Origin of the sequence: Amycolatopsis echigonensis (assembly GCF_014174495.1) — a bacterium.
GTDB classification, from domain to species: Bacteria; Actinomycetota; Actinomycetes; order Mycobacteriales; family Pseudonocardiaceae; genus Amycolatopsis; species Amycolatopsis echigonensis.
The window spans coordinates 14,582-38,935 of record NZ_JACJHR010000066.1 but is presented as its reverse complement, the minus strand read 5'-3'; the positions used below and the strand labels follow the sequence as shown (position 1 = coordinate 38,935).

Here is a 24,354-nt window from a genome sequence, read left to right as displayed (position 1 = left end):
GTGCACTCCTTGAAGTCGCTGTCCCGGCGCGGTCGCGCGACCGGGAAGACCAGGCGAAAGATTCGGCCTGGCACACCGTCGAGGGTACCCGGCGCCCGCCGCGCCCCCGGCGGCCCCGGGCCTCGGCGCGATCACGCCCGCGGCGATCCGTGGCAAGGTCGGCGACATGCCCTTCGACCACAACCATCACTATCACCCGACACTGCTCCGGCTGCTGCCGCCGGGCCCCGGCCGTGCCCTGGACATCGGCTGCGGCGACGGCCGGTTCGCCCGCAAGCTGGCGGCCGCCGGAATGACCGTCGAAGGCATCGACACGTCGGACGCAATGATCGCCCGTGCCGCCGCCACCGGTTCGCCTGGACCAGGCACGGTGGACTACCGCCGCGCGGACGTCACGACCGAACCGCTGGAGCCCGAGGCCTACGCCTACATCTCCTGCCTGGCCTCGCTGCACCACGTCCCGTTCGAAACCGTCACGAGACTGCGCGACGCCCTCGCCCCCGGCGGTGTCCTCGCGGTGCTCGGCTGCGCCCGCTCCAGCCGCCCCGGCGACTACGCCCGCGAACTCGTCGCCGTCCCCGCGAACGCCCTGGCCAGGCTGGTCGTCTTCGCCGGAGACCAGCTCAACGGCGGCCCGGACCCGGTCGCCAAGGCCCCGGTCCGGATGGACTTCCCGACGCTGAACGACGTCCGCCGGGACGCCGGGCGCCTGCTTCCCGGCAGCACAGTCCGCCCGCTGGTGTTCTGGCGGTACCTGCTGGCCTGGCGGAAGCCCGCGGATCACCCCGCAGCCGGGTGAAAACCCGCCCCGACCACCCGATCGGCGGAGGGCGCCAGCGCCCGCGGCGCCGAAAGGTAAAGCGGGTCGTACCGCTCGGGAGGACGGGGTTCGCATGCGCATCATCCGGATAGTGCTGGCCGCGATCGCGGCGCTCGCACTGCTTCTGTCGACGGCGGCGGCCGCCAGCGCCGCGCCCCGGCACTACCGCCACTACGTCGCCCTGGGCGATTCGTACACCTCGGGACCGCTCATCCCGCTGCCCCGGCTCGATCCGTTCGGCTGTTTCCGCTCGACGTCCAACTACCCGTCGATGCTGGCGAGCTCGCTGGCCGTGGACCGCTTCACCGACGTCAGCTGCGGCGGCGCGGACACCTCGAACATGACCAAGCCGCAAAGCGTGCCGCTCGGCCAGAACGCCCCGCAGTTCTCCGCGCTGCGCTCGGACACCGACCTGGTCACCCTGGGCATCGGCGGCAACGATTCGGGCCTGTTCGGCACGCTGGTCAACACGTGCCCGACCCTGCGAGACTCGGATCCGACCGGAAACCCGTGCCAGCGGCACTTCACCGTCAACGGCGTGGACACGATCAAGGCGCTGCTGCCCAAGACGCAAGCGAGCATCCAGCAAGTACTGGCCGGAATCCACGCCCGCTCGCCGCACGCACGGGTGCTCGCCATCGGCTACCCCCGCATCGCCCCGGCGAAGGGTTACTGCCCGAACGTCCTGCCCTTCGCGAACGGCGACTACGCCTGGCTCTCGAGCGTCGAAGAAGCCCTGAATGCCGCCGTCAGCAAGGCGGTCGCCGCCGACGGCCGATCGTCCTATGTGGACACCTACACCCCGTCCTTCGGCCACGACGCCTGCCAGCCCCCCGGCGTCGCCTGGATCAACGGCAATGACCTGAACCTGCTGGCCGCCGCCCCCTACCACCCGCTATACGCCGGAATGGCCGGAGAAACCAAAGTCATCCGCCAACAACTCCGCTGACAACGCAGTGAAGGGCTCCCTGAAGGAATCTGATTCCCTCAAGGAGCCCTACACGGACCTAAACCGGCACCGACGCACCCAGCCAACCAGGCACCCATCCCACCCCAACCGCACCGACGCACCCAGCCAACCAGGCACCCACACCACCCCGCACCCCGATACGAAGCCAAAAACACGGCGCGGGGGTGCTTGTCAAGGCATCTTTCCCGCCTTGACAAGCACCCCCGCGCCGTAGTCACAATAAACTTCGGGGTGCCCCCAACGAGGCCCGTGCGCAATGTCGCCGCCAGGCGACGAGCCGAAACCAAGCCCCCTCAGGAAGCAGGCAACGCAGCCAACCGAGCCTCAATCCGCCCAATATCCGCGACCGCGGTCTCCCGCCGCACCTTGATCTTCTCGATCACCTGCTCCGGAGCCTTCGCGATAAACGCCTCATTGCCCAGCTTCCCCTCAGTCTGCGCCAACTCCTTCCGCGCAGCCCCGAGGTCCTTCTCCAGCCGCTTCCGTTCAGCAGCCACGTCGATGGTGCCGGAAGTATCCAGCTCCACCGTCACGACGCCCCCAGCCAGCGCGACCTCCAACGAGGCACTGACCGAGAACCCGTCCTCCGGCTCGGTAAGCCGCACCAACGACCGGATCGCACCGGAGTGCCCGTCCGGGAACGCCTCCCCGGACAACCGAGCAGCAACCTTCTGCCCCGGCTTCAGCCCCTGGTCCGCGCGGAACCGGCGAATCTCGGTGATCAGCTTCTGCACATCAGCCACGCGAGCGTCCGCGACCGGGTCCGCATACCCCTCGACCGCGGACGGCCACTCGGCGATCACCAACGACTCGCCGCCGGTCAACGCCGTCCAGAGCTTCTCCGTCACGAACGGAATGAACGGGTGCAGCAGCCGCAGCACCGTGTCCAGCACATGCCCGAGCACCTTCCGCGTGGCCTCGACCCGGGCGGAATCCCCTTGGTACAGCTGAACCTTGGCCAGCTCGAGGTACCAGTCGCACAGCTCGTTCCACGTGAACTGGTACAGCGCGTTGGCGACCTTGGCGAACTGGAAGTCCTCGAACAGACCGTCCACTTCGGACACCAGCGAAGCCAGCCGCCCGAGAATCCACCGGTCGGATTCGGTCAGCTCGGAAGCGGGCGGCAGCGAACCCTCCGCCGTGGCCCCGTTCATCATCGCGAACTTGCTGGCGTTCCACAGCTTCGTGCAGAAATTGCGCGAACCCGCCGCCCACTCGTCGGCCAGCGCCATGTCCGCACCCGGGTTCGCTCCGCGAGCGAGCGTGAACCGGGTGGCGTCCGCGCCGTAAGCGTCCATCCATTCCAGCGGGTCGATGACGTTCCCGCGCGACTTGGACATCTTCTTGCCGTTGGCGTCGCGGATCAGCCCGTGCAGGTACACGTGGTCGAACGGCTGCCGCCCGTCCATTTCCTGCACGCCGAACATCATCATCCGGACGACCCAGAAGAAGAGGATGTCGTAGCCGGTGGACAGCACGCTGGTCGGATAGAACTTCGCCAGGTCCGCGGTCTCGTCCGGCCAGCCCATCGTCGACATCGGCCAGAGGCCCGACGAGAACCAGGTGTCGAGGACGTCCGGGTCCTGCGTCCAGCCCTCGCCCGACGGCGGCTGCTCGTCCGGGCCCACGCACACGACCTCGCCGTCCGGGCCGTACCAGACCGGGATCCGGTGCCCCCACCACAGCTGACGCGAAATCGTCCAGTCGTGCATGTTGTCGACCCAGTCGAAGTACCGCTTCTCCAGTTCGGCCGGGTGGATCTTCGTGCGCCCGTCGCGCACCGCGTCGCCCGCGGCCTTGGCCAGCTCGGCGACCTTGACCCACCACTGCAGCGACAGCCGCGGCTCCACGACCGTGTCGCAGCGGGAGCAGTGCCCGACCGCGTGCACGTACGGCCGCTTCTCCGCGACGATCCGGCCCTGTTCGCGCAGCGCGGCGACCACCGCGGGCCGCGCCTCGAACCGGTCGAGACCCTCGAACGGACCGGGCACGGTGACCTCGGCGCGCTCGTTCATGACGGTCAGCATCGGCAGGTCGTGGCGGCGGCCGATCTCGAAGTCGTTCGGGTCGTGCGCCGGGGTCACCTTGACCGCGCCGGTGCCGAACTCCGGGTCGACGTGCCGGTCCGCGACCACCGGGATCTTCCGGCCGGTCAGCGGCAGTTCGATCTCGGTGCCGACCAGGTGCGTGTACCGCTCGTCGTCCGGGTGCACGGCCACGCCGGTGTCGCCCAGCATCGTCTCCGCGCGCGTGGTGGCCACGACGATCGAGGCGTCGCCGTCGCCGTAGCGGATCGACACGAGTTCGCCGTCGTCGTCGTTGTGGTCGACCTCGATGTCCGACAGCGCCGTCTGGCAGCGCGGGCACCAGTTGATGATGCGCTCGGCGCGGTAGATCAGGCCCGCGTCGTAGAAGTTCTTGAACACCGTCTGGACGGCCTTGGACAGGTTCTCGTCCATGGTGAAGCGCTCGCGCGACCAGTCGACGCCGTCGCCGAGCCGCTTCATCTGGCCGAGGATCTTGCCGCCGTACTCGGCCTTCCACTCCCAGACGCGTTCGACGAACTTCTCGCGGCCGAGGTCGTGCCGCGACAGGCCCTCGCCGGCCAGCTGGCGCTCGACGACGTTCTGCGTCGCGATGCCCGCGTGGTCCATGCCCGGCAGCCACAGCACCTCGTAGCCCTGCATCCGGCGGCGGCGGCTCATCGCGTCCATCAGGGTGTGGTTGAGCGCGTGGCCCATGTGCAGGCTGCCGGTGACGTTCGGCGGCGGCAGTACGATCGAGAACGGCGGCTTGTCCGACGAGGCGTCAGCCGTGAAGTACCCGGCCGCTACCCAGCGGTCGTACATCGGGGCTTCCTCGGCGGCCGGGTCCCAGGCACCCGGAAGGTCGGTTTTCTGCTGCGGAGCGTTCTCGGTCACAATGGACAAGTCTACGAACCCGCCGCGGCGGGGTTACGCAGGGGGAAAGGCGGTGCTTCGATGACTCGGCCGGAGGATCCGGACGACCGGATGGAAACCCATCCGGACCTCATGGACCCGGAGTGGCGCAAGCACGCCCAGCGCGACGCGTGGCTCGGCGCCAAGAAGGACATGAAGAAGCGGCGCAAGCGCGAACGCCGCAACGCCCCCTCCCCGGGTTACGGCCGCGACGGCGCGGCGCCGAGCCGCTGGCCCGGTATCGCCGCGATCGTCGGCCTGGTGCTGCTGCTCGCCGCGGCGATCGTGGTGCACCAGGTGCAGCCGATCGGGGTCAACGACGAGAAGATCGGGTACGTCGTCGGGCTCGGCTCCCCGTCCGAGACCAGCAGCCAGCCGCTCTAGGACGAGGATTTCAGGTCCAGGACCGCGGCGCCGTCCGCGCTGCTCTTCACCGTCACCAGCCGCTTGACCTGCGTGCCCGGCACATCCCGGGGTTCGTCCGAGCACCCCATGACCTGGAAGGTGGCGTCGCCGCCGACGGAGAAGGAAGCCGTACAGCCCTCTTTCACCGTGGTGCCGAGGTAGGGCCGAGCGGGACAGCCATGCTCGCCTCGACGCTGTCGGCGTTGATTTTCCGCACCGCGATGGGACCGATGCCGCCCCGGGAAGCAGTGATCGTGACCGGTTTCGCCACGGCGATCTCGCAGGAGCCGCCGAGCAGCTGCCCGGGGAACGGTGGCAGAAGGTCAGCTCCGTAATACCGGCATGGTGACCGGCCTTACCGGGACCAGCCCCGGCCAGGGATGCACAGGCTGAGCTCAACAGGCTAGACTGTGCTTATGTCCGAAGACCCGCCCGTCCCGCCGCGCGTCGCCGAGTCCGCCGGCTGGATCCGCGGCGTCGTCGGCCAGCTGCACCGCAGGCTGCGGCAGGTCGACAACGCCGAGATCCTCACGCCGACCCAGACCGCGGTGCTCCACCGGCTGCACCGCGAAGGTCCCGGGACCCAGGCCGAACTGGCCGCCGCGGAGCACGTCCGGCAGCAGTCCATGGCCGCCACCCTCGGCGTGCTCGACTCGCTCGGCTACCTGAACCGCACGCGCGACCCCGCCGACGGCAGGCGCGTCGTGATTTCGCTGTCCGATCTCGGCGCCAAGACCGTCATCGGGATCCGGCAGCACCGCGACGAATGGCTCGCCGCCGCACTGGCGGACGAACTGACCGAAGACGAACTCGAAACGGTCCGGCGCGCGCTGCCCTTGCTGCAGCGGATCGCCCAGCGCTGACCGGCTCAACCCTGAGGAGCACCGACGAACACCGCGACCGCCCCCGCGAAATCCCGTTTCGGCGCGCGCCTGGTGACCCCGCTGGTCGCGAGCGCCGTGCTGAACCCGATCAACTCCACGCTCATCGCCGTCGCGCTCGTCCCGATCGGGCAGGCCTTCGGCGCCGGGCCGGGCCGCACGGCCTGGCTGATTTCCGCGTTGTATCTGGCCACGGCGGTCGGGCAGCCGGTCGTCGGACTGCTCGTCGACCGCTACGGCGCGCGGCGCGTGCTGCTCGGCGGCGCGTCCGTGGTGATGGTGGCCGGGATCGCCGGGATGATCCCGATCTCCGTGGAATGGCTTACCGGGGTGCGAGCGGTGCTCGGCATCGGCACCTGCGCCGGATTCCCGGCCGCGATGGCCGTGCTGCGGCGGCGCGCCGACCAGATCGGCGAAGGCGTTCCCGCGCGGGTGTTGTCCGTGCTGGCGATGTCCGCGCAGACGGTCATGGTGATCGGCCCGACGCTCGGCGGCGTGCTGATCGCCCTCTTCGGCTGGCCGGCGATCTTCGCGGTGAACCTGCCGCTGGCCGGCATTTCCCTGGTGCTGACTCTGCTGTGGGTGCCGAAAGACACCCCCGCCGAGAAGCCGGCGGAGCGGATCGACGTCGCCGGGATCGCGCTGTTTTCCGCCGCGCTGCTGGTGTTGCTGTGCTACCTGATGGAGCCCGGCGTCGGCGATCTCTGGCTGCTGGCCGCCGCGATCGTGCTCGGCGGCCTGTTCGCGAGGGTCGAGCTGCGCGCCCGGAAGCCGTTCATCGACCTGCGGATGCTCGCCGCCAACGGCCCGGTGCTGCGCACGTATTTGCGCCAGGCACTGAGTTTCCTGGCGATCTACACGATCATGTTCGGCTACGTGCAGTGGCTCGAGGAGGCCCGCGGGTTCGCCGAGTCCGCCGCCGGGCTCTTGCTCCTGCCGATGTCCGGGGTCGCCGTGTGCGCGGCCGCGCTGTCCGGCCGTCCGACCGGCGTCCGGCTGCGGTTGCTGGTAGTCGGTGCGGCGCTCCTCGCCGGATCCGTCGCTCTGCTGTTCGTCAACGACGGCACCGCGCTGATCTGGCTGCTCGTGCTCGCCGCGTTGTTCGGCCTGGCCCAAGGTCTCACCAGCGTCGCCAACCAGACGACCCTCTACCGCGAGACCCCGGCCGAGACGATGGGCACCGCGAGCGGTCTCTTCCGGACCGCGCAATACCTCGGCGCGATAGTCGCGGCCACGGTCATCGCCCAGTGCTATGGCGGGCACGCCGACTCCGGCGGGCTGCACCGGCTGGCCGTCGTGCTGATCGTGACCAGCGGGTTGCTGCTGATCGTGACCGCCGCGGACCGCGCGCTGGCGCGGGCCGAACGACGCGCGCGCGAGCGGCAGGAAGCGGTGTGACGACCCCCGTCTTGGGTTCCGCGGCCCCAAGGCGGATGATGTGCCCATGACTCGCGAAGCTCCGACTGGTGACGTGGACGAAGCCCGCCTCGAAGTGGGCAAGCCGAAAGGCTGGGCGGCCGGAATCCCCGGAGTCGCGGTATCGCTGGCGCGCGGGGTCGAGCAGATGGGCCCGGTCCGCACCGCCCGCACGCTGCGGCTGCTGAACCAGCGGGACGGCTTCGACTGCCCGGGTTGCGCGTGGCCCGAGCCGCGCCAGATCGACGGCGAGAAGCGCAAGCTGGCGGAGTTCTGCGAAAACGGCGCGAAGGCGGTCGCCGAGGAGGCGACGAAACGCCGTGTCGGCCGCGAGTTCTTCGCCGCGCACCCGGTGTCCGGGCTGGCCGAGCGCACCGACTACTGGCTGGGCCAGCAGGGCCGCCTCACCGAGCCGATGGTGCTGCGCGAAGGCGCTTCCCACTACGAGCCGATCTCCTGGGACGACGCGTTCGGCCTGATCGCCGACGAACTGCGCGGCCTGGCGAGCCCGGACGAGGCGATTTTCTACACCTCCGGCCGCACCAGCAACGAGGCCGCGTTCGTGTACCAGCTACTGGTGCGCGCGTACGGCACGAACAACCTGCCGGACTGCTCGAACATGTGCCACGAATCGTCCGGTGCGGCGCTGTCGGCGACCACCGGCATCGGCAAGGGTTCGGTGTCGCTGGCCGACCTCCACCAGGCCGACCTGATCGTGGTCGTCGGGCAGAACCCGGGCACGAACCACCCGCGGATGCTGTCCGCGCTGGAGCAGGCGAAGGGCAACGGCGCGAAGGTCGTCGCGGTCAACCCGCTGCCCGAGGCCGGGCTGATGCGGTTCAAGAACCCGCAGAACGTGCGCGGCGTCGTCGGCAAGGGCACGCCGCTGGCCGACGAGTTCGCGCAGATCCGCCTCGGCGGCGACCTCGCGCTCTTCCAGGCGGTCGGGCATCTGCTGCTGGAGTGGGAGGACGCCGCGCCGGGGTCCATTGTGGACCGCGAGTTCGTGGAGAAGTCCACGCACGGCTTCGAGGACTGGGCCAAGCAGCTGCGCGAGATCGACTGGCCGGAGACCGAGAAGGCGACCGGCCTCGCCCGCGAGCAGATCGAGCGCATCGCGCGGATGATCGCGACGTCGGAGCGCACGATCTACTGCTGGGCGATGGGATTGACCCAGCACAAGCACGCCGTGCCGACGATCGCCGAGGTCGTGAACCTGGCGCTGGCGCGCGGGATGATCGGCAAACCGGGCGCGGGCCTGTGCCCGGTGCGCGGCCACTCGAACGTGCAAGGCGACCGCACCATGGGCGTGTGGGAGAAAATGCCTGAGCGGTTCATGGACGCGCTCGAAGCCGAGTTCGGCATCAGCGTGCCCCGCAAGCACGGCTGGGACACCGTCGACTCGATCCGCGCGATGCTCGAGGGCCGCGGCAAGGTGTTCTTCGCGATGGGCGGCAATTTCGCTTCCGCCACCCCGGATTCGGACCGGACCGCGGACGCGCTGCGGTCGTGCTCGCTGACCGTGCACGTATCGACGAAACTCAACCGTTCGCACGTCGTTCCTGGCCGCACCGCGCTGATCCTGCCGACGCTCGGCCGCACCGAACGCGACGAGCAGGAATCCGGCCGGCAGTTCGTGACGGTCGAGGACTCGATGTCGCAGGTGCACGCCTCGCGCGGACGGCTGGCCCCGGCGAGCGACGAGCTGCTGTCCGAGGTCGCCATCGTGTGCCGGCTGGCGGAGCGGCTGCTCGGCGCCGACCACCCGGTGCCGTGGCGGTCGTTCGAGAAGAACTACGACCTGATCCGCGACCGCATCGCCGCGGTGGTGCCGGGCTGCCACGACTACAACCGGCGCGTCCGCGAACCGGACGGTTTCGTGCTGCCGCACGCCCCGCGCGACTCGCGGGAGTTCACCGGCACCGCTACCGGCAAGGGCACGTTCACGGTGTCGGAGCTGGAGTATCCGGAAGTCCCCGAGGGGCGGTTGCTGCTGCAGACGCTGCGCAGCCACGACCAGTACAACACCACGATCTACGGCCTGTCCGACCGTTACCGCGGCATCGAGGACGGACGCCGGGTGGTGTTCGTGCACCCGGACGACCTGGCCGCACTGGGCGTCGCGGACGGCGAGATCGTGGACCTGGTCTCGGAATGGCGCGACGGAGACCGGCGGGCGCCGAGCTTCCGCGCGGTGGCGTACCCGACGGCTCGCGGGTGCGCGGCGGCGTACTTCCCGGAGGCTAATGCGTTGGTGCCGCTGGATTCCGTGGCGGAGAAGTCGAATACGCCGGTGTCGAAGGCTGTGGTGATCCGGTTGGAGCCGCACCACCACGGGTGACCCGCTCGTGAGTGGCTGTGCCGGTGAGAGCCGGCGCAGCCACTCACGACCTCAGTCGATGCAGTTGTCACCCTCCGAAGTGACGGGCTGCGGCTGGTCGGTCTTCACCGGCACACCAGCCGCGGATCCGCCGTCCGACACCCCCGGTCCGGCGTAGACCTTTCCGAGCACCACCTGGATGTGCCCGGCCGGAACGTCCGCTGATTCCTTAGTGGACAGTCCGCCCAGTTCCTTGGCCACCTCCGCGCCCTCGGCGGCGAGCGCGGCCGGATAGCGCACGATCGACGTCCGCTGCGACGGGGCGTTGCCGGCGGCGGTCGCGGCGAACCCCTTGCCCTTCAACACATCCGCGACCCGCGCCGCCAGCCCGGCTGCTTCCCCCGCGTTGGAAACCTCCACCGCCGCCTTCGGCGCGCCCGGCGGCGCGGCGGGGGGCGGCGCGCCGATCAACCCGGCCGCAAACGCTTTCACCTGCACCGGATCCACCTGCACCGCGGTCGCTGACGGATGGGACCGGTCGTACCGGTAGTCCGGGTTCACCACCGGAACGGTCGTGAACTGGATGCCGCCGCCGGACACCCCGCGCATCTGGCCGACGAAGTCGAGCACGTCCCACGACTGGTCCAGCACCACCGAACGCTTGACCGCGTCGATCAGGTCGTTCAGCTTGCCCGGGTCGGCGAGCGTCCCGGCGGACAGCACCTGGTGCGCGAGCGCGGCGAGGAACACCTGCTGCCGCCGCATCCGGCCGAAGTCGGTGCCGGGCAGATTGTCGCGCTGCCGCACGAAAGCGAGCGCGGCGCCGCCGGAAAGACGCTGCTTGCCCGCAGGGAAATCCGCTCCCGAGTTCTCGTCTTTGGTCGCTTGCTTCAAGCACACTTCGACGCCGCCGACGGCCTTGCTGATCTCGGAAAAGCTCAGCAGGTTGACCTCGGCGTAATGGTCGATCGTGACGCCGGTGAGGTCCTCGACCGCCTGCCGTGTCGCCTGCCTGCCTGCGGTGAGCGATTCCTGTTCGATCTTGTCCTTGTCGGTTTCCCCGCTGGCCCGCAGTTTCGCCGCGGCCGCCGCCTTGCCGCGCCCGAACGCGGCGTTGATCTTGCCCTTTCCGCCGCCGGGCAGCGGGACGTACGAATCGCGCGGGATGGAGAAGGCCTTGACCTCCTGCTGGCCGTTGGGAATCCGCATGACGATCAGGGTGTCGGTGAGGTCGTCGCCGTTGTCCCCGACGCGCAGTTCCTGCAGCACGCTCTGCGGCAGCGGATTGCCCTTCGGGTCCTTGCGCGCGTCGCGGCCGACGAGCAGGATGTCGAGCGCTCCGTCGGCGGGCTGCTCCCCCTGTCTGGTACTGCCGCCGGTGCCGATGACGTCGCTGCGCGTGATGTCCTCGAGCGACGACAGCGTCGAGAATCCGTACGCCGTCCCGGCGAACACCACCGTCGACAGTGCTCCGGCGATAACTTTCCCTGCGATCCGCACGCCCCTCTGGACGTCCGAGAACCTCGATGTGCTGCATTCGTGACACAGCTCACAGCTCAGCGCAGGTGTGAGGCTCCGTTCAGATCCAGGATCGAACCGGACGCCCAGGGCGTCTCCGACGAGGCCAGGAACACCACCGCTTCGGCGATCTCCTCCGGTTCGGCGACCCGGCCGAACGGGCTCTGCCGCCGCACCTCGTCGGTGACCCGGTCGGCGACGCGCTCGGTCGCGGTGAAACCCGGAGCCACCGAGGTGACCGAAATGCCGTGCGGGGCCAGCTGGACCGCCAGCGACTGGCCGAACGCGTGCAGCGCGGCCTTGCTCGCCCCGTACGCCAGGTATTCGGGCTCGCCGCGGAACGCCCCGCGCGACCCGATGTTGACGATCCGGCCGGGCACGCCCCGGTCGATGAGGTGGCGGGCGACGTGGAAGGAAACGTTGGCCGCGCCGAGGAGGTTGACGTCCAGCGTGCGCTGCCAGGCGTCCTGCCAGTCCGCATAGGACATTTCGGCGATCGGCGTGCGGGTGGCCGGAGTCGTCCCGACCGCCGCGTTGTTGACCAGCACGTCGACGCCGCCGAGCTGTTCCTCGGCCACGTCGGCGATCCACTGCGCGGCTTCGGGGTTGCCGAGGTCGCCGGACACGAGCACGTGCCCGGAACCGGGCAGCTCCTCGAGCGTCTCGCGCGCGGCCTCCCGGTTGGATCCACAGTGGACGGCGATCCGGTCGCCCCGGGTGGCGAAGGCGACGGCGATGGCGCGGCCGATCCCGCGCGAAGCTCCGGTGACGAGGACGTTCATTTCGCGAACAGCTGCGTCTCGTCGCGGAAAGCCTTGAACTCCAGCGCGTTCCCGGCCGGGTCGTGCAGGAACATCGTCCACTGCTCCCCCGGTTCGCCGGCGAACCGCTGGTACGGCTCGATCACGAACTCGGTGCCCGCGGCGCGCAGCCGCCCGGCCAGTTCGTGGAAGCTGTCGACGTCGAGCACCAGCCCGAAGTGCGGCACCGGCACGTCGTGCCCGTCGACCGGATTGCGGCCCGCTTCCGCGCGAGCGCCCGGGACCACGTGCGTGACGACCTGGTGGCCGTGGAAGTTCCAGTCGACCCACGCGTCCGCCGAGCGCCCCTCCGCCAGCCCCAGCACGCCACCGTAGAACTCGCGGGCCTTCGGCAGGTCGTCGACCGGAATGGCCAGGTGGAAGGCGGGACGGACAGCCATGCGGCACTCCTTCGGCGCGGGGATCGGGGTCTTCACGTTGACTGGCCAATGTCCGAATGTCAACATTAACCCGTGGAAGTCACCCCCCTGAGGAAGGCGGCGCGCCGCGGGCTCGCCGACGAAGCCGCCGACCGGGTGCGCGAAGCGATCTTCGCCGGGCATTTCCGGCCCGGCGCGCCGTTGCGCGAGGTCGAACTCGCCGCGTCGCTGGAGATCAGCCGCGGTTCGGTGCGCGAAGGCATCGCCCAGCTCGCGCGGGAAGGCCTGGTCCGCTGCGACTGGCACCGCCCGACCACGGTGGTCGACGTGACCGCCGAGGACGTCGACGAGGTCTACTCGGTCCGCGCGGCGCTGGACCGGCTCGCCGCGGTGACGGCGCGCACCGCTGCCACCGAAGCGGATCTGGACGCCTTGGACGCGCTGGTCGCTGATTTGGCGGCGGCGGTCCGGTCGAAAGCGGAGGGACCGCGGTTGCTGGCGCTGGACATCGCTTTTCACGACCGCGTATACGCCGCCGCGGGCAACGGCCGCCTGACGGAGGCGTGGAATGCGGTGCGGTCGCAGGTGTTTCTGTTTCAGCTGCAACGGGTTTCGCTCGGGCACGAGCATTACCGCGCTCGGGTGGTCGCCGAGCATCGCGAACTGGCGGAGTTGATTCGCCGCGGCGACCGGGGGCGGTTGGCCCGGGTCGCGGAACAGCACGTGGAGTCTGCCCGGGAAAGCTTGCTCGAACGCATCCAAACCGAGTAGTTCCACGCATCCGCCGTGCTCCGCGACCTGTCAGGCTCGTTGAGTGGACACGGATACGAGCCGAGCGCGCGTCGCACTCACCGGGGCATTGCACGGCGTCGGCGCGTACCTGGTCTGCGCCCTCGCGCTGTGCGGGCTCGCGCTGGCGCTGTTGATCGGCGCGAAGGGGCTGACCGAGCCAGCCGTGCTCGGGGTCATCGTGCTCGCCTCCTTCCTGCACTTCGGGCTTTTCGCGCTGCCGGTCGCGGCCGTAATCGGCGCACTGACCGCCTCGCTGGCCCAGCCGAAACGGACAGCGCGCCGCGTGTGGCTCACGGTTTTCGTGCTGACTTTGCTGCTCCCGGTCGTTTTCACCGCATCGACGGCTATGCGACGGGGGTAGCCTCTTTCGCTTTCGCGAGCGCCGCTTCGATCCGCTTGTTGCTCGTCATGCTCATCGTCACCAGAGTCATCGACACGAGCACCCCGGCGGCCGCGAGGTACGGCACTCGCACTCCGGCCGTCGCGGCGAGCCAGCCGCCCAGCGCCGCGCCTGCCGGTGCGGCCGAAGCCGAGACCAGCCGCGACGCCGCGGCGACCCGGCCCATCAGCCGCGCCGGGACCACGACCTGCCGCAGCGAAGCGCCGAGCACCATGGTCGTCGCCATGGCGCAGCCGCACAGCGCGAACATCGCCCCGGCGAGCCACGGGTCCCGGGCGAGGCCGAACACCAGCACCGCGCCGCCCTCGATCACCGCGGTGACGGTGAGCGCGGTGCCGGTTCCCAGCCATTTCTCCAGCGGTCCGGCGAGCACCATCGCACCCACCAGCCCCCCGACGGCTTCGACGGCGAGCAGGAAACCGTATCCGGCGGAGTGCAGTCCCAGCGCGTCCTTCGCGAACACCACCAGCACGGCCCCGAACGCGCCGAACGCCAGGTTCCCGACCGCGGGCCGCAGAGCGAGGCCGAGCAGCAGCCGATCCTTGACTACGTATGCGAAACCCTCCTTCGAGTCCGCCCACACCGACCGGCCCGGCGCACGCTCCGGAACCGGCGTCGGCGGCAGCGTCCGGATCAGCGTCGCACTGGCCACGTAGGTCAGCGCGTTCACCGCGAACGGCAGGGTTTTCCCCACGGCGAAAAGGAAACTCCCGATCGGCGGTCCGGTGAACTGCCCGGCCGCGGTCGACGCCCCGCGCAGGTAGCCGTTGGCACGGCGGAGCAACGTCTGGTCCCGCGCGAGCAAATCCGGCAGGTACGCCTGCGCGGCGGTGTCGAAGAACAGGGTGCCGGTGCCGAGCAGGAACGCCACCGCGAGCAGGACCGGAATGCTGAGCCAGCCGAACGCGCCCGCGACCACCGTCAGCCCCAGCAGCACTGCCCGCACCAGGTCCGCGATCCACATCGTGCGCCGCCGGTCCCAGCGGTCGACCAGCGCGCCGGCGAACAGCCCGGCCACCGGATACGGCGCGAGCACCGCCACCGTCACCAGGCTGACCACCAGCGGATCGCTGTCCAGCAGCACCGCCAGCAACGGCAACGCCGCGGAATACGCGCCGTCGCCGAGAGAACTGACCGTCGCGGCTGTCCACAAGCGACTGAACGCGGGTGGCATTTTAGGTTGCGTCATCTGGCCGCACCCGGCCCCGGACGGAAGAACGCGACCGCGACGGTGGCGGCCGCCTCGTCGGCGTCGCGCGCGTCCCGCAGTTCGTCGAGCAGTCCGGCCAGGCGGCGCTCGAACTCCTCGAACCGCGCCTCGCTGATCCGCGTGTGCTGCATCCGGACGAACCGGGGCGAGCCCTCGGGCGCGGTCGAGAGGTCGTCGAGGGCGTGCTGCAGCAGCACGTCCCGCTGTCCCGCGGCCGGTTCGGGCAGCTCGATGCTCCGCCCGACGTGCGCGTAGTAGCGCTCCAGCACCCCGCGCACCTTCCGCGTGCGCACGACGTGCACGATCCCGGCCCGCTCCAGCACCCGCATGTGGTAGCTGGAACTGCCTTTCGCGATCCCCAGCTGCTCGGCGACCTGCGTGATCGTCGCGGGCCCGTCGCGCAGCACCGCGAGCACGCGGTGCCGCACGACGTTGCTCACGGCGCGCAGCTGGTCGGTCGTCTCGACATGGACAGTGTCTTGAGGCGGAACGTAGCCCGCTTGATCGTCCCCAGTCACGGGGACAATGGTCAACGACTCTTGACCATTTGTCCAGCCCTTGTTTCCGGGCAGTGCGGTCCCGCGGCGCTCAGCCGCCGAACAGGCTGACCACCTTCCGGATCAGCTCGACCACGCCGTAAACGAACGGGGCGAGCACCCACAGCCAGGCGATCACCAGCAGAAGGGTCCGGCCGCCGGAACGGCCCTCGGCACTCGTCATCACGCCTCGCTCCCCACCGCGCCGCGGTCGACGGGTTCGTGGAATTTCTCCTTCACCGGGCGCACGCATTCGTTCGCGACGAACCCGACCACCAGCAGGCCGATCATGATCCAGAACGACAGCTGGTAGAGGTCCGGCCCGGTCTTGCCGGCGGCCTTCTGGCTGTCCGCGATCCCGTCCACGATCAGCGGCCCGAGCACGCCCGCCGCCGACCACGCGGTCAGCAGCCTGCCGTGGATCGCGCCGACCTGATAGGTGCCGAACAGGTCCTTGAGGTACGCCGGGAGCGTCGAGAATCCGCCGCCGTAGAAGGACAGGATCAGCATCGCGCACAGCACGAACACGAGCTTCGACGCGTTCGTGGTCAACGCGATCACGAGGTACAGCAGCGCGCCGACGCCGAGGTAGAACCGGTAGATGTTCTTGCGCCCCACCAGATCCGAGGCCGACGACCAGACGAACCGGCCCAGCATGTTCGTCAGCGACAGCAGCGCGACGAACCCGGCCGCGGACGCGGCGCCGACCGGAGCCGAGGTGCCCTTGAAGAAGTCGGTGATCATCGGCGCGGCCTTCTCGAGGATGCCGATGCCCGCGGTCACGTTGAGGCACAAGACAATCCACAGGCACCAGAACTGCGGCGTCTTCAGCGCGTTCGCCGCCGAGACGTTCGCCGTCGAGATCATCGGCTTGGCCGCGGCCTGTTTCACCTCGCCCGCCGGACGCCAGTCGTCGGCCGGGACGCGCACGATCAGCACGCCCATCGTCATGAACACCGCGTACACGATGCCGTGGATCAGGAACGCCGTCGCGATGTCGCCAGTCGTGGGCGAGGAGCCGAGCATCGCCGACGACCACGGCGACGCGATCAGCGCGCCGCCGCCGAAGCCCATGATCGCGATCCCGGTGGCCATGCCCGGCCGGTCCGGGAACCATTTGATCAGCGTCGACACCGGCGAGATGTAGCCGATGCCGAGACCGATCCCGCCGACGCCGCCGTAGCCGGCCACGACGAGCCAGAACTGCCCGGTCGCGACGCCGAGCGCGGCGAGCAGGAACCCGGCGGAGAAACAGATCGTGGCGACGGTCATCGCCCAGCGAGGCCCGTTGCGCTCCACGAGGGTGCCGCCGAACGCGGCGGACAGCCCCAGCATCACGATGCCGAGCTGGAACGGCAGCCCGGACTCCGTGCCGGTCAGTCCGAGAGTCTTCTCCAACGGCGTCTTGAAGACGCTCCACGCGTAGGCTTGGCCGATCGACAGGTGGATGGACAGCGCGGCGGGCGGTACGAGCCAGCGGGTCCAGCCGGGCGGTGCGACGATGCGGGAACGGGCAAGGAAGCCGGGGACAGCCATCGGCGGTCTCCTCCCAACAGTGACGAGGTGCTGGGAATGGTTTACCAGATCCTCGGCGTTGCGCCGGATGACTGTCGAATGTCTTGTCGGTGACAACAGCGAGACACGGCCGAAGACGACAATAAGGACGAGCGGAGCGAGCGATGGGCAGAGTGACGGTGCGGCGGCCGGTACGGCGGATCTCCGCGGCCGGCGAACGGCGCCGGCCGGACTCGCTGGCCGCCGAGGAACCGCTGGAACTGCGGGTCGGCGGCAAGGCGCTGGCGGTGACAATGCGCACGCCCGGCCACGACGTCGAACTGGCGCACGGTTTCCTGCTGTCGGAGGGCGTGCTGGGGTCCCGCGAGGACGTGGCCGTGGCGCGTTACTGCGACGGCGTCGACGACCAAGGCCGCAATACCTACAACGTGCTCGACATCGCACTCGCCGAAGGTGTCGCCCCTCCGGACACCGGGGTCGAGCGGAACTTCTACACCACCTCGTCGTGCGGCGTCTGCGGCAAGGCCGCGCTCGACGCGGTGAAGCTGCGCAGCCGGTTCTCCCCCGCCGCGTCGGAATTCACCGTGAAGACCGACGTCCTCACGCAGATGCCGGATCGGTTGCGGGAACAGCAAAAAGTGTTCTCGTCCACCGGCGGCCTGCACGCCGCCGGACTGTTCACTTCGGACGGTCAGCTCGTCGTCGTGCGCGAGGACGTCGGACGGCACAACGCGGTGGACAAGGTGCTCGGCTGGGCCCTGCAGGCGGGCCGGATCCCGGCGCCCGATCTGGGGCTGCTGGTCTCCGGCCGCGCCTCGTTCGAACTCGTGCAGAAGGCCGCGATGGCCGGCATCGGGCTGCTCGCCGCGGTGTCCGCGCCGTCGTCGCTCGCGGTCGAACTGGCCGAGGAGAACGGCATGACGCTGATCGGTTTCCTGCGCGGCGACAGCATGAATCTCTACACCGGGGACCAGCGCCTGCTCACCTGATCAGGCTCCGGCGGGCACCCAGTTGCCGTGGAAGCCGTGCGGGACCCGGTCCGGCAGGTGGACCGCGGCGACGGTTTCGAGGGTGCCCGCGTCGAGCAGGACGAGGTCGCTGCGCGCCTCGGCCGCGTCGTAGACGTAGCCCATCAGCACGCCCTCGTCCTCGCCCGCGTCCGCGCTGGACGGAACGAACACGAACTCGCCCGGCTCGCGCCCGGGGCCGAACCGGTGCGCCTCCGCGGAACCCTTGCGCAGGTCGTGTTTGTACACCGCGCCGACGCTGCGCGACCGGTCGTCGACCGCCGTCGCGTAGCCGTACCGGTGCGGCAAACCGACCAGCCGCTCGTCCACCCGCGGGAACTCCTGGCCGTGCTCGTCGATACGGTCCTCGACCACCTTTCCGAACGTGAGGTCGACGGTCCACCGGTCGAGGGTCGGCTCGCCTTCGGCCGGGCCGTGCAGCGCGCGGTCGAACATCTTCGGGTGCCGGACCACGTCGAGCACGATCCGGTCGTCCTCGTCGTAGGCGTTGAGCGGATGGAAGACGTAGCACTGGCCGACGTCGAACCAGCGGACGTCGCTGTTGTCCCCCTCGCGCGGCATCACGCCGACACGCGCCGGGTAGTCCGGATTCCACCGGTACGGCAAGGAACTCACGCCGCGGCCGGTGCGCGCGGTCAGCGGGTCGGGCACGTCGACCGGCACCGGCGCCTGGTTCGGATCGAAGGTGACCGGCAGGTCGTAGAACACGACATACCGTTGCGTGAGCGAGAAATCGTGCATCATCGGTGCACCGGTGACCTCGACGTCGACCGTGCGCCGCGCCCGGCCGTCGGTGCCGATCACCGAGTACTGCACCCGGTTTCCGAGTCCGAACTGGTAGGAGACGGCATGCAGTTCGCCGGTTCGCGGGTCGCGCTTCGGGTGCGCCGTGTACCCGGAGAGGGTGCCGCCGAAGTCGCAAACGCCGAGCGTGTCGAGTTCCTCGCTCAGCTCCCATTGCGGCAGTCCGCCCTCGACTAGCGCGATCGTGCGCCCGGCGTGCCCGATGACGTTGGTGTTGGCTCCGCCTTCGTCGGTGCCGACCCGGCGGCTGCGGTACCACTCGGCGCGGCCGTCGCGCAGCCGCACGCCGTGCACCATGCCGCGGCCGAGGAACCAGTGGTGCGTTTCGGGATCCGGGTCGGCCGGGTTCGGCCCGTTGCGCAGGTAGCGGCCGTCGAGGTAGTCGGGCAGTTTCCCGGTGACCGTCAGCCGGGTGCTCGTGTACTCGCGCTCGACCGGCGCGAAGTTGCCTTGGAGGAAGAGATTTCCCATGACCCGCTCCGTCCATAACGTGGTTATGGGCACCGGTATAACAGGGTTATGGGACACTGGCAAGCATGAGTGAGCGGACCCGGGGCGAACACACGCGGACGCAACTGGTCGAGGCGGCGATCCGGCTGCTGGCCGACGGCGGCGCGGAAGCACTGCAGGCCCGCAAGCTGGCGGCCGAGATCGGCGCGTCCACAATGGCCGTCTACACCCACTTCGGCGGGATGGCCGCGCTCATGGAAGCCGTTGCGCGAGAAGGGTTTCGGCGGCTGATCGCGAACATGGCGACCGTCGAGCAGACCGACGACCCGGTCGCCGATCTGTACCGCCTCGCGCTCGCCTACCGCCAAACGGCGGTGGAGCACCCGGAGCTGTTCACGCTCATGTTCCGCGAGGCGGGGGCGCACGGACACGCAGTCGGCGATTTGCTCAAGAAGGACCCGGACACCGAGGCCGCGGCGTCATTCCACGGCATGGTCGCCGCCCTCGCGCGCACCATCGACGCCGGACGGCTCCAGGGCGACCCCCTCGTCGTCGCCTCACAGGTCTGGAGTGCGGTGCACGGCTATGTCACCCTCGAACTGCTGGGCCACTTCGGCCGGGGCGACCGCGGGGTGACCGAGGTCCTCGCGCCGCTCTGCGTGACGCTCGTCGTCGGGCTCGGAGACAGCCCCGCCGCTGCTCGGGCGTCCGTGGGGCTGGTCACAACAACCGAGTGAAGATCTTCAGAAGGCAACGTTTCGTCCCTTCTCCACGTCTTACGCTATATGGGTGAGGGGGAACCGGTGAACCAGGAAGCCGAGGGCCGAAGGCGGGTGAGCCGCCGGTCCATGCTGATCGCGGGCGCCTCGGGCCTCGGCATCGCCGGGCTCGCGGTCGGGAGCGGGACCGGCGTGGTGCCGTTCAACCAGCCGATGCAGCGGGCGCTGGGCGTCACGTCGTCGACGCCGGTCACGCAACTGGGCAGCATGCGGGTGGAGCGGGTGTTTTCGCACGCCCGCGGCCGCGAAGTGGATCTCGCCTTCCTTCTGCCGAGCAAGAAGCCGCCGGCCGGCCTGCCGATCTCGCTGATGCTGCACGGCCTGCACGGTTCCGCGCGCTCGGCCGCGCCGAGCGGTCTGCTGAAGCAACTCGGCAGCGACGTCGCCCGCAAAGCCGTGCCCGCGTACGGCTTCCTCGCGGTCGACGGCGGCGACAACTACTGGCACCAGGTCCGCCCCGGCGACGACCCGATGGCGATGCTGCTGGAAGAAGTCCCGCAGTGGCTGCGTGCCCGCGGCTTCGGCGGCGCGGACGGCCAGCCGTTCGCGTGCGCCGGAGTGTCGATGGGCGGCTTCGGCGCGCTGCTGTACGCCCGCCGCCGAGCCGAACGCCGCCAACCGCCCGCCGCGGTCGCCGCGATCGCCCCGGCACTGATCACGTCGTGGCCGGAAATGGCGAAACGCCACATTTTCACCGGAATGACGGACTGGACGTCGTTGGATCCGCTGCGCCACCAGTCCGCGCTGCAAGGCATTCCGACGGCGGTTTACTGCGGCACGGAAGATCCGTTCATCACCGGGGTGCGGCGGTATATCGCGGAAACGCACCCGACGATCGGCTACACGGCGCACGGGAAGCACAGCGACACGTTTTTCCGCACGACGGTGCCGAGCATGGTGGGGTTCTTGGGGAAGCATTTGCAGCAGAAGGTTTAGCTGCCGATCTGGTGCGCGTTTATCGCGGTTCTAACCGTGATGAACACGCACGACCTCCACCGGCGTCAGCACTTACGAGACCCAGCGGGCCACGACCGACATCACCCAGAACCCGACCATCGCGGCCAGTGCCATCAGCAGCGACCAGCGCAGCTGCTGCGCCCGGGTCTGCGCCGCACGCAACCGGCGCAGGAACAGCCACGCCACCACGAACAGCGGGATCGGCAGCAGCGGCAGCGCCGACAGCCGGGTGCCGACCGCGACCAGGCAGACCAGCGTGAACAGCGCGAGCAGGATCTCGGACGCGCGGATCAGCCACGGGAACCGCGTCAGCACGGACGCGGCTACCCGCTCGCTGAGTTCCACGAGGCCGACCGGGGCGGCGGGCGGCTCGGTCTCGGCAGGTACCGCTTCGCCGGGGTCGGCGGTCTCGTCCCCCCGGGGTGCGGTCAGCGGCACGGTTGTCATCCTGTCCATTATCGCGCCTGCCGAGGACACCCGGACAGCCGACTCCTGCTCAACGCCCGGCGGCCGCCGGGTCAGGCCGACTTCTCGCCGCGCTCGCTGCGGGTGCGGCGCGACGGCTGGCGAGCCACGATCGTGGGGTTGACGTTCTCCCGCACGGTCTGCTCGGTGATCACGACCTTCGCCACGTCCTCGCGGCTCGGGATGTCGTACATGACCGGCTGGAGGACCTCCTCCATGATCGCGCGCAGGCCGCGGGCGCCGGTGCCGCGCAGCACGGCCTGGTCCGCGATGGCCTCGAGCGCGGTCTTGGTGAACTCCAGCTCGACGTTGTCCATCTCGAAGAGCTTCTTGTACTGCTTCACCAGCGCGTTGCGCGGCTGCGTCAGGATCGAGACGAGCGATTCCTTGTCCAGGTGGTTCACCGTCGCCACGACCGGGAGCCGGCCGATGAACTCCGGGATCAGCCCGAACTTGATCAGGTCCTCCGGCATGGTCTCGGAGAACACGTCGCTGCCCTCGATCTCGGCCTTGGTGCGGATCTCCGCGCCGAACCCGAGGCCGCGCTTGCCGACCCGCTCGTTGATGATCTTTTCCAGCCCGGCGAACGCGCCCGCCACGATGAACAGCACGTTCGTGGTGTCGATCTGGATGAACTCCTGGTGCGGGTGCTTGCGCCCGCCCTGCGGCGGCACCGACGCGGTGGTGCCCTCGAGGATCTTCAGCAGCGCCTGCTGCACGCCCTCGCCGGACACGTCGCGGGTGATCGACGGGTTCTCGCTCTTGCGGGCGATCTTGTCGACCTCGTCGATGTAGATGATGCCGGTCTCGGCGCGCTTGACGTCGTAGTCCGCCGCCTGGATCAGCTTCAGCAGGATGTTCTCGACGTCCTCGCCGACGTAGCCCGCCTCGGTGAGCGCGGTGGCGTCGGCGATCGCGAACGGGACGTTCAGCAGCTTCGCCAGCGTCTGCGCGAGATAGGTCTTGCCGCAGCCGGTGGGGCCGAGCATCAGGATGTTCGACTTGGCCAGCTCGACCGGCTCGTCCTTGGAATCCTTCGGCCCGGACTTGTCGTCGGCCTGGATCCGCTTGTAGTGGTTGTACACCGCGACCGCGAGCGTCTTCTTCGCGTCGTCCTGGCCGATGATGTACTGCTCGAGGAACTCGTGGATGTCGGCGGGCTTCGGCAGCTCGTCGAGCTTCACGTCGCCGGCTTCGGCCAGCTCCTCTTCGATGATCTCGTTGCAGAGGTCGATGCACTCATCGCAGATGTAGACCCCTGGCCCGGCAATGAGCTTCTTCACCTGCTTCTGGCTCTTGCCGCAGAAAGAACACTTCAGCAGGTCGCCGCCGTCACCGATCCGTGCCATGGCCGTTGACCTCGTCCCCTCCGGTGCGCGAGCGCACCTGCACTACTCTCTGGCGGCCCCGGGACTGCCAGGCGTTCCCGGAACCCACACGCATTGCCACCGACGGTACCCGCCCGAAGGCGCGGGCGGGAACACCCGAGCGCGTCGGGCACGTCGACGACCGACAGTAGACCAGCGGACCGGCGCGCGTCGCGGATTCGCCGCGCACCGGCCCGTCGCGGTCAGTTCGCCGAGGCCTTCCGGTACGGGAGCACCTCGTCGATCAGGCCGTAGGCCTTCGCCTCCTCGGCGGTGAGGATCTTGTCCCGCTCGATGTCGGCCTTGATCTCGTCCGGTTCCTTGTTCGTGTGCTTCGCCAGGATGACCTCCATCTGGCGGCGCACGCGCTGGATCTCGTTGGCCTGGATCTCCAGGTCCGAGACCTGCCCGTAGGTGCCCTCGGTGGCCGGCTGGTGGATCAGCACGCGCGCGTTCGGCAGCGCCATGCGCTTGCCCGGCGTGCCCGCCGCCAGCAGCACCGCGGCGGCCGAGGCGGCCTGGCCGAGGCACACGGTCGAGATGTCCGGGCGGATGTACTGCATGGTGTCGTAGATCGCCATCAGCGACGTGAACGACCCGCCCGGGGAGTTGATGTAGATGCTGATGTCGCGGTCCGGGTCCTCGTGCTCGAGGTGCAGCAGCTGGGCCATCACGTCGTTGGCCGACGCGTCGTCCACCTGCACGCCGAGGAAGATCGTCCGCTCCTCGTACAGCTTGTTGTACGGGTTGGACTCCTTCACGCCGTAGCTGGTGCGCTCGACGTAGGACGGGAGGATGTACCGCGACTGGGGCGACAGCGGCATATTCGGGGCCCGGAAGTCACCCGGGAGCCGGAAGTTGCTCATGATGCTCTCCTGTGTGCTTCGGCGCTCAGTTGCTGTTGTTCATGCCGCTGTCGCGGGTCAGCACGTGGTCGACGAAGCCGTAGTCCTTCGCCTCCTGCGCGGTGAACCAGCGGTCGCGGTCGCCGTCCTTGATGATCTGCTCGGTGGTCTGCCCGGTCTGCTCGGCGGTGATCCTCGCGAGCTCCTGCTTCCACTTGTTGAACAGGTCCGCCTGGATGGCGATGTCGGACGCGGTGCCGCCGACGCCCGCGGACGGCTGGTGCATCAGGATGCGCGCGTGCGGGAGCGCGTAGCGCTTGCCGGGGGTGCCCGACGAGAGCAGGAACTGCCCCATCGAGGCCGCCATCCCCATCGCGTAGGTCGCCACGTCCGGGCGGATCAGCTGCATGGTGTCGTAGATCGCGAACCCGGCGGTCACGGAGCCGCCCGGCGAGTTGATGTAGAACCGGATGTCCGATTCGGCGTCGTCCGCGTCGAGCAGCAGGAGCTGCGCGGTGAGCCGGTTGGCGACCTCGTCGTTGACCTCGGAGCCGAGAACGACGATGCGCTCCTGGAGCAACCGCTCGAACACCGAGTCGGTGAGGTTGAGCCCCGCGGTGCCGGTCCGCCCCTCGGGCATGTGCTGCTTCACGTCTGCCTGCCTTTTCACCGGCGACGGGCCGCCTGTGAGAGCCGCGCCGCCGCTGTCGTGTTCATGCTTGAGATCTTGCAACCGACCCTAACGAACTTGGGCGGT

At 69.5% G+C, this 24,354-nt stretch carries 24 protein-coding genes; 11 read left to right on the top strand and 13 right to left on the bottom strand.

Annotation, left to right across the window (positions count from 1 at the left end):
• The first annotated feature begins 166 nt into the window (after positions 1-166).
• Positions 167-799, top strand: coding sequence for a class I SAM-dependent methyltransferase (locus H5411_RS34015; RefSeq protein WP_183126159.1), 633 nt, complete (start codon positions 167-169; stop codon positions 797-799).
• A gap of 94 nt (positions 800-893) precedes the next feature.
• Positions 894-1,769: an SGNH/GDSL hydrolase family protein gene (locus H5411_RS34010; RefSeq protein ID WP_183126158.1), complete on the top strand. Its 876-nt coding sequence runs from the start codon at positions 894-896 to the stop codon at positions 1,767-1,769.
• Between the two features lie 314 nt (positions 1,770-2,083).
• On the opposite strand, the gene H5411_RS34005 is transcribed toward H5411_RS34010, so the two are convergent.
• Complete coding sequence (locus H5411_RS34005) at positions 2,084-4,711, bottom strand: valine--tRNA ligase (protein WP_101434219.1); 2,628 nt, start codon at positions 4,709-4,711, stop codon at positions 2,084-2,086.
• A gap of 60 nt (positions 4,712-4,771) precedes the next feature.
• Between H5411_RS34005 and H5411_RS34000 the strand changes: the two genes are divergently transcribed.
• The 4 genes from H5411_RS34000 to H5411_RS33985 all read left to right on the top strand — a co-directional run bounded on the left by H5411_RS34000 (position 4,772) and on the right by H5411_RS33985 (position 9,772).
• Positions 4,772-5,113 carry a hypothetical protein gene (locus H5411_RS34000; RefSeq protein WP_183126157.1) on the top strand — a complete coding sequence of 114 codons (342 nt, stop codon included), beginning with the start codon at positions 4,772-4,774 and terminating at the stop codon, positions 5,111-5,113.
• Positions 5,114-5,550: 437 nt separating this feature from the next.
• Positions 5,551-5,997 carry a MarR family winged helix-turn-helix transcriptional regulator gene (locus H5411_RS33995; RefSeq protein WP_101434216.1) on the top strand — a complete coding sequence of 149 codons (447 nt, stop codon included), beginning with the start codon at positions 5,551-5,553 and terminating at the stop codon, positions 5,995-5,997.
• 72 nt (positions 5,998-6,069) lie between these two features.
• Positions 6,070-7,413, top strand: coding sequence for an MFS transporter (locus H5411_RS33990; RefSeq protein WP_183126156.1), 1,344 nt, complete (start codon positions 6,070-6,072; stop codon positions 7,411-7,413).
• Between the two features lie 46 nt (positions 7,414-7,459).
• Positions 7,460-9,772, top strand: coding sequence for an FdhF/YdeP family oxidoreductase (locus H5411_RS33985; RefSeq protein ID WP_183126155.1), 2,313 nt, complete (start codon positions 7,460-7,462; stop codon positions 9,770-9,772).
• Between the two features lie 51 nt (positions 9,773-9,823).
• On the opposite strand, the gene H5411_RS33980 is transcribed toward H5411_RS33985, so the two are convergent.
• The 3 genes from H5411_RS33980 to H5411_RS33970 are packed head-to-tail and all read right to left on the bottom strand — an operon-like array spanning position 9,824 to position 12,470.
• Entirely contained in the window at positions 9,824-11,251 is a 1,428-nt protein-coding gene (locus H5411_RS33980; protein WP_183126154.1) for an LCP family protein, read from the bottom strand.
• 56 nt (positions 11,252-11,307) lie between these two features.
• Positions 11,308-12,051 (bottom strand): SDR family NAD(P)-dependent oxidoreductase, encoded by a 744-nt coding sequence (locus H5411_RS33975; protein WP_101434214.1) that lies wholly within the window; start codon positions 12,049-12,051, stop codon positions 11,308-11,310.
• Positions 12,048-12,470 (bottom strand): VOC family protein, encoded by a 423-nt coding sequence (locus tag H5411_RS33970; protein WP_101434213.1) that lies wholly within the window; start codon positions 12,468-12,470, stop codon positions 12,048-12,050. Before H5411_RS33970 ends, H5411_RS33975 begins: the two co-directional genes overlap by 4 nt.
• A gap of 72 nt (positions 12,471-12,542) precedes the next feature.
• On the opposite strand from H5411_RS33970, the gene H5411_RS33965 reads away from it, so the two are divergent.
• Both H5411_RS33965 and H5411_RS33960 read left to right on the top strand, forming a co-directional pair.
• Positions 12,543-13,220, top strand: a complete 678-nt coding sequence (locus H5411_RS33965) for a GntR family transcriptional regulator (RefSeq protein ID WP_101434212.1) — start codon at positions 12,543-12,545, stop codon at positions 13,218-13,220.
• A gap of 43 nt (positions 13,221-13,263) precedes the next feature.
• Positions 13,264-13,602, top strand: coding sequence for a hypothetical protein (locus H5411_RS33960; protein WP_101434211.1), 339 nt, complete (start codon positions 13,264-13,266; stop codon positions 13,600-13,602).
• Here the strand turns inward: H5411_RS33960 and H5411_RS33955 are convergent.
• From H5411_RS33955 to H5411_RS33945, 4 genes are all read right to left on the bottom strand, one after another.
• A complete protein-coding gene (locus H5411_RS33955; protein ID WP_183126153.1) occupies positions 13,586-14,830 on the bottom strand; it encodes an MFS transporter in 1,245 nt (414 codons plus the stop codon). The two genes, H5411_RS33960 and H5411_RS33955, sit on opposite strands and share 17 nt — an antisense overlap.
• Positions 14,827-15,369: an ArsR/SmtB family transcription factor gene (locus H5411_RS33950; protein WP_312878674.1), complete on the bottom strand. Its 543-nt coding sequence runs from the start codon at positions 15,367-15,369 to the stop codon at positions 14,827-14,829. Before H5411_RS33950 ends, H5411_RS33955 begins: the two co-directional genes overlap by 4 nt.
• 70 nt (positions 15,370-15,439) lie before the next feature.
• The gene (locus tag H5411_RS48630) at positions 15,440-15,571 is read right to left on the bottom strand and encodes an MFS transporter small subunit (RefSeq protein WP_281377464.1); all 132 of its coding nucleotides are present in this window, start codon (positions 15,569-15,571) and stop codon (positions 15,440-15,442) included.
• Positions 15,571-16,923 carry an L-lactate MFS transporter gene (locus tag H5411_RS33945; RefSeq protein WP_183126151.1) on the bottom strand — a complete coding sequence of 451 codons (1,353 nt, stop codon included), beginning with the start codon at positions 16,921-16,923 and terminating at the stop codon, positions 15,571-15,573. Before H5411_RS33945 ends, H5411_RS48630 begins: the two co-directional genes overlap by 1 nt.
• A 143-nt stretch (positions 16,924-17,066) precedes the next feature.
• On the opposite strand from H5411_RS33945, the gene fdhD reads away from it, so the two are divergent.
• Positions 17,067-17,891 carry a formate dehydrogenase accessory sulfurtransferase FdhD gene (fdhD, locus tag H5411_RS33940; RefSeq protein ID WP_183126150.1) on the top strand — a complete coding sequence of 275 codons (825 nt, stop codon included), beginning with the start codon at positions 17,067-17,069 and terminating at the stop codon, positions 17,889-17,891.
• Here the strand turns inward: fdhD and H5411_RS33935 are convergent, their stop codons facing one another.
• A complete protein-coding gene (locus H5411_RS33935) occupies positions 17,892-19,205 on the bottom strand; it encodes a carotenoid oxygenase family protein (RefSeq protein ID WP_183126149.1) in 1,314 nt (437 codons plus the stop codon).
• Between the two features lie 65 nt (positions 19,206-19,270).
• On the opposite strand from H5411_RS33935, the gene H5411_RS33930 reads away from it, so the two are divergent.
• Positions 19,271-19,921: a TetR/AcrR family transcriptional regulator gene (locus H5411_RS33930; protein ID WP_183126148.1), complete on the top strand. Its 651-nt coding sequence runs from the start codon at positions 19,271-19,273 to the stop codon at positions 19,919-19,921.
• Between the two features lie 48 nt (positions 19,922-19,969).
• On the top strand, positions 19,970-20,899 hold the full coding sequence (locus tag H5411_RS33925) for an alpha/beta hydrolase-fold protein (RefSeq protein ID WP_183126147.1): 930 nt from the start codon (positions 19,970-19,972) through the stop codon (positions 20,897-20,899).
• A gap of 72 nt (positions 20,900-20,971) precedes the next feature.
• On the opposite strand, the gene H5411_RS33920 is transcribed toward H5411_RS33925, so the two are convergent.
• From H5411_RS33920 to H5411_RS33905, 4 genes are all read right to left on the bottom strand, one after another.
• Entirely contained in the window at positions 20,972-21,367 is a 396-nt protein-coding gene (locus tag H5411_RS33920) for a hypothetical protein (RefSeq protein WP_220817849.1), read from the bottom strand.
• Positions 21,368-21,438: 71 nt separating this feature from the next.
• Complete coding sequence (gene clpX / locus H5411_RS33915) at positions 21,439-22,734, bottom strand: ATP-dependent Clp protease ATP-binding subunit ClpX (protein ID WP_009081145.1); 1,296 nt, start codon at positions 22,732-22,734, stop codon at positions 21,439-21,441.
• Positions 22,735-22,955: 221 nt separating this feature from the next.
• Positions 22,956-23,618 (bottom strand): ATP-dependent Clp protease proteolytic subunit, encoded by a 663-nt coding sequence (locus H5411_RS33910; protein WP_037364520.1) that lies wholly within the window; start codon positions 23,616-23,618, stop codon positions 22,956-22,958.
• Between the two features lie 25 nt (positions 23,619-23,643).
• The gene (locus H5411_RS33905; RefSeq protein ID WP_101434202.1) at positions 23,644-24,249 is read right to left on the bottom strand and encodes a ClpP family protease; all 606 of its coding nucleotides are present in this window, start codon (positions 24,247-24,249) and stop codon (positions 23,644-23,646) included.
• Positions 24,250-24,354 lie beyond the last annotated feature (105 nt).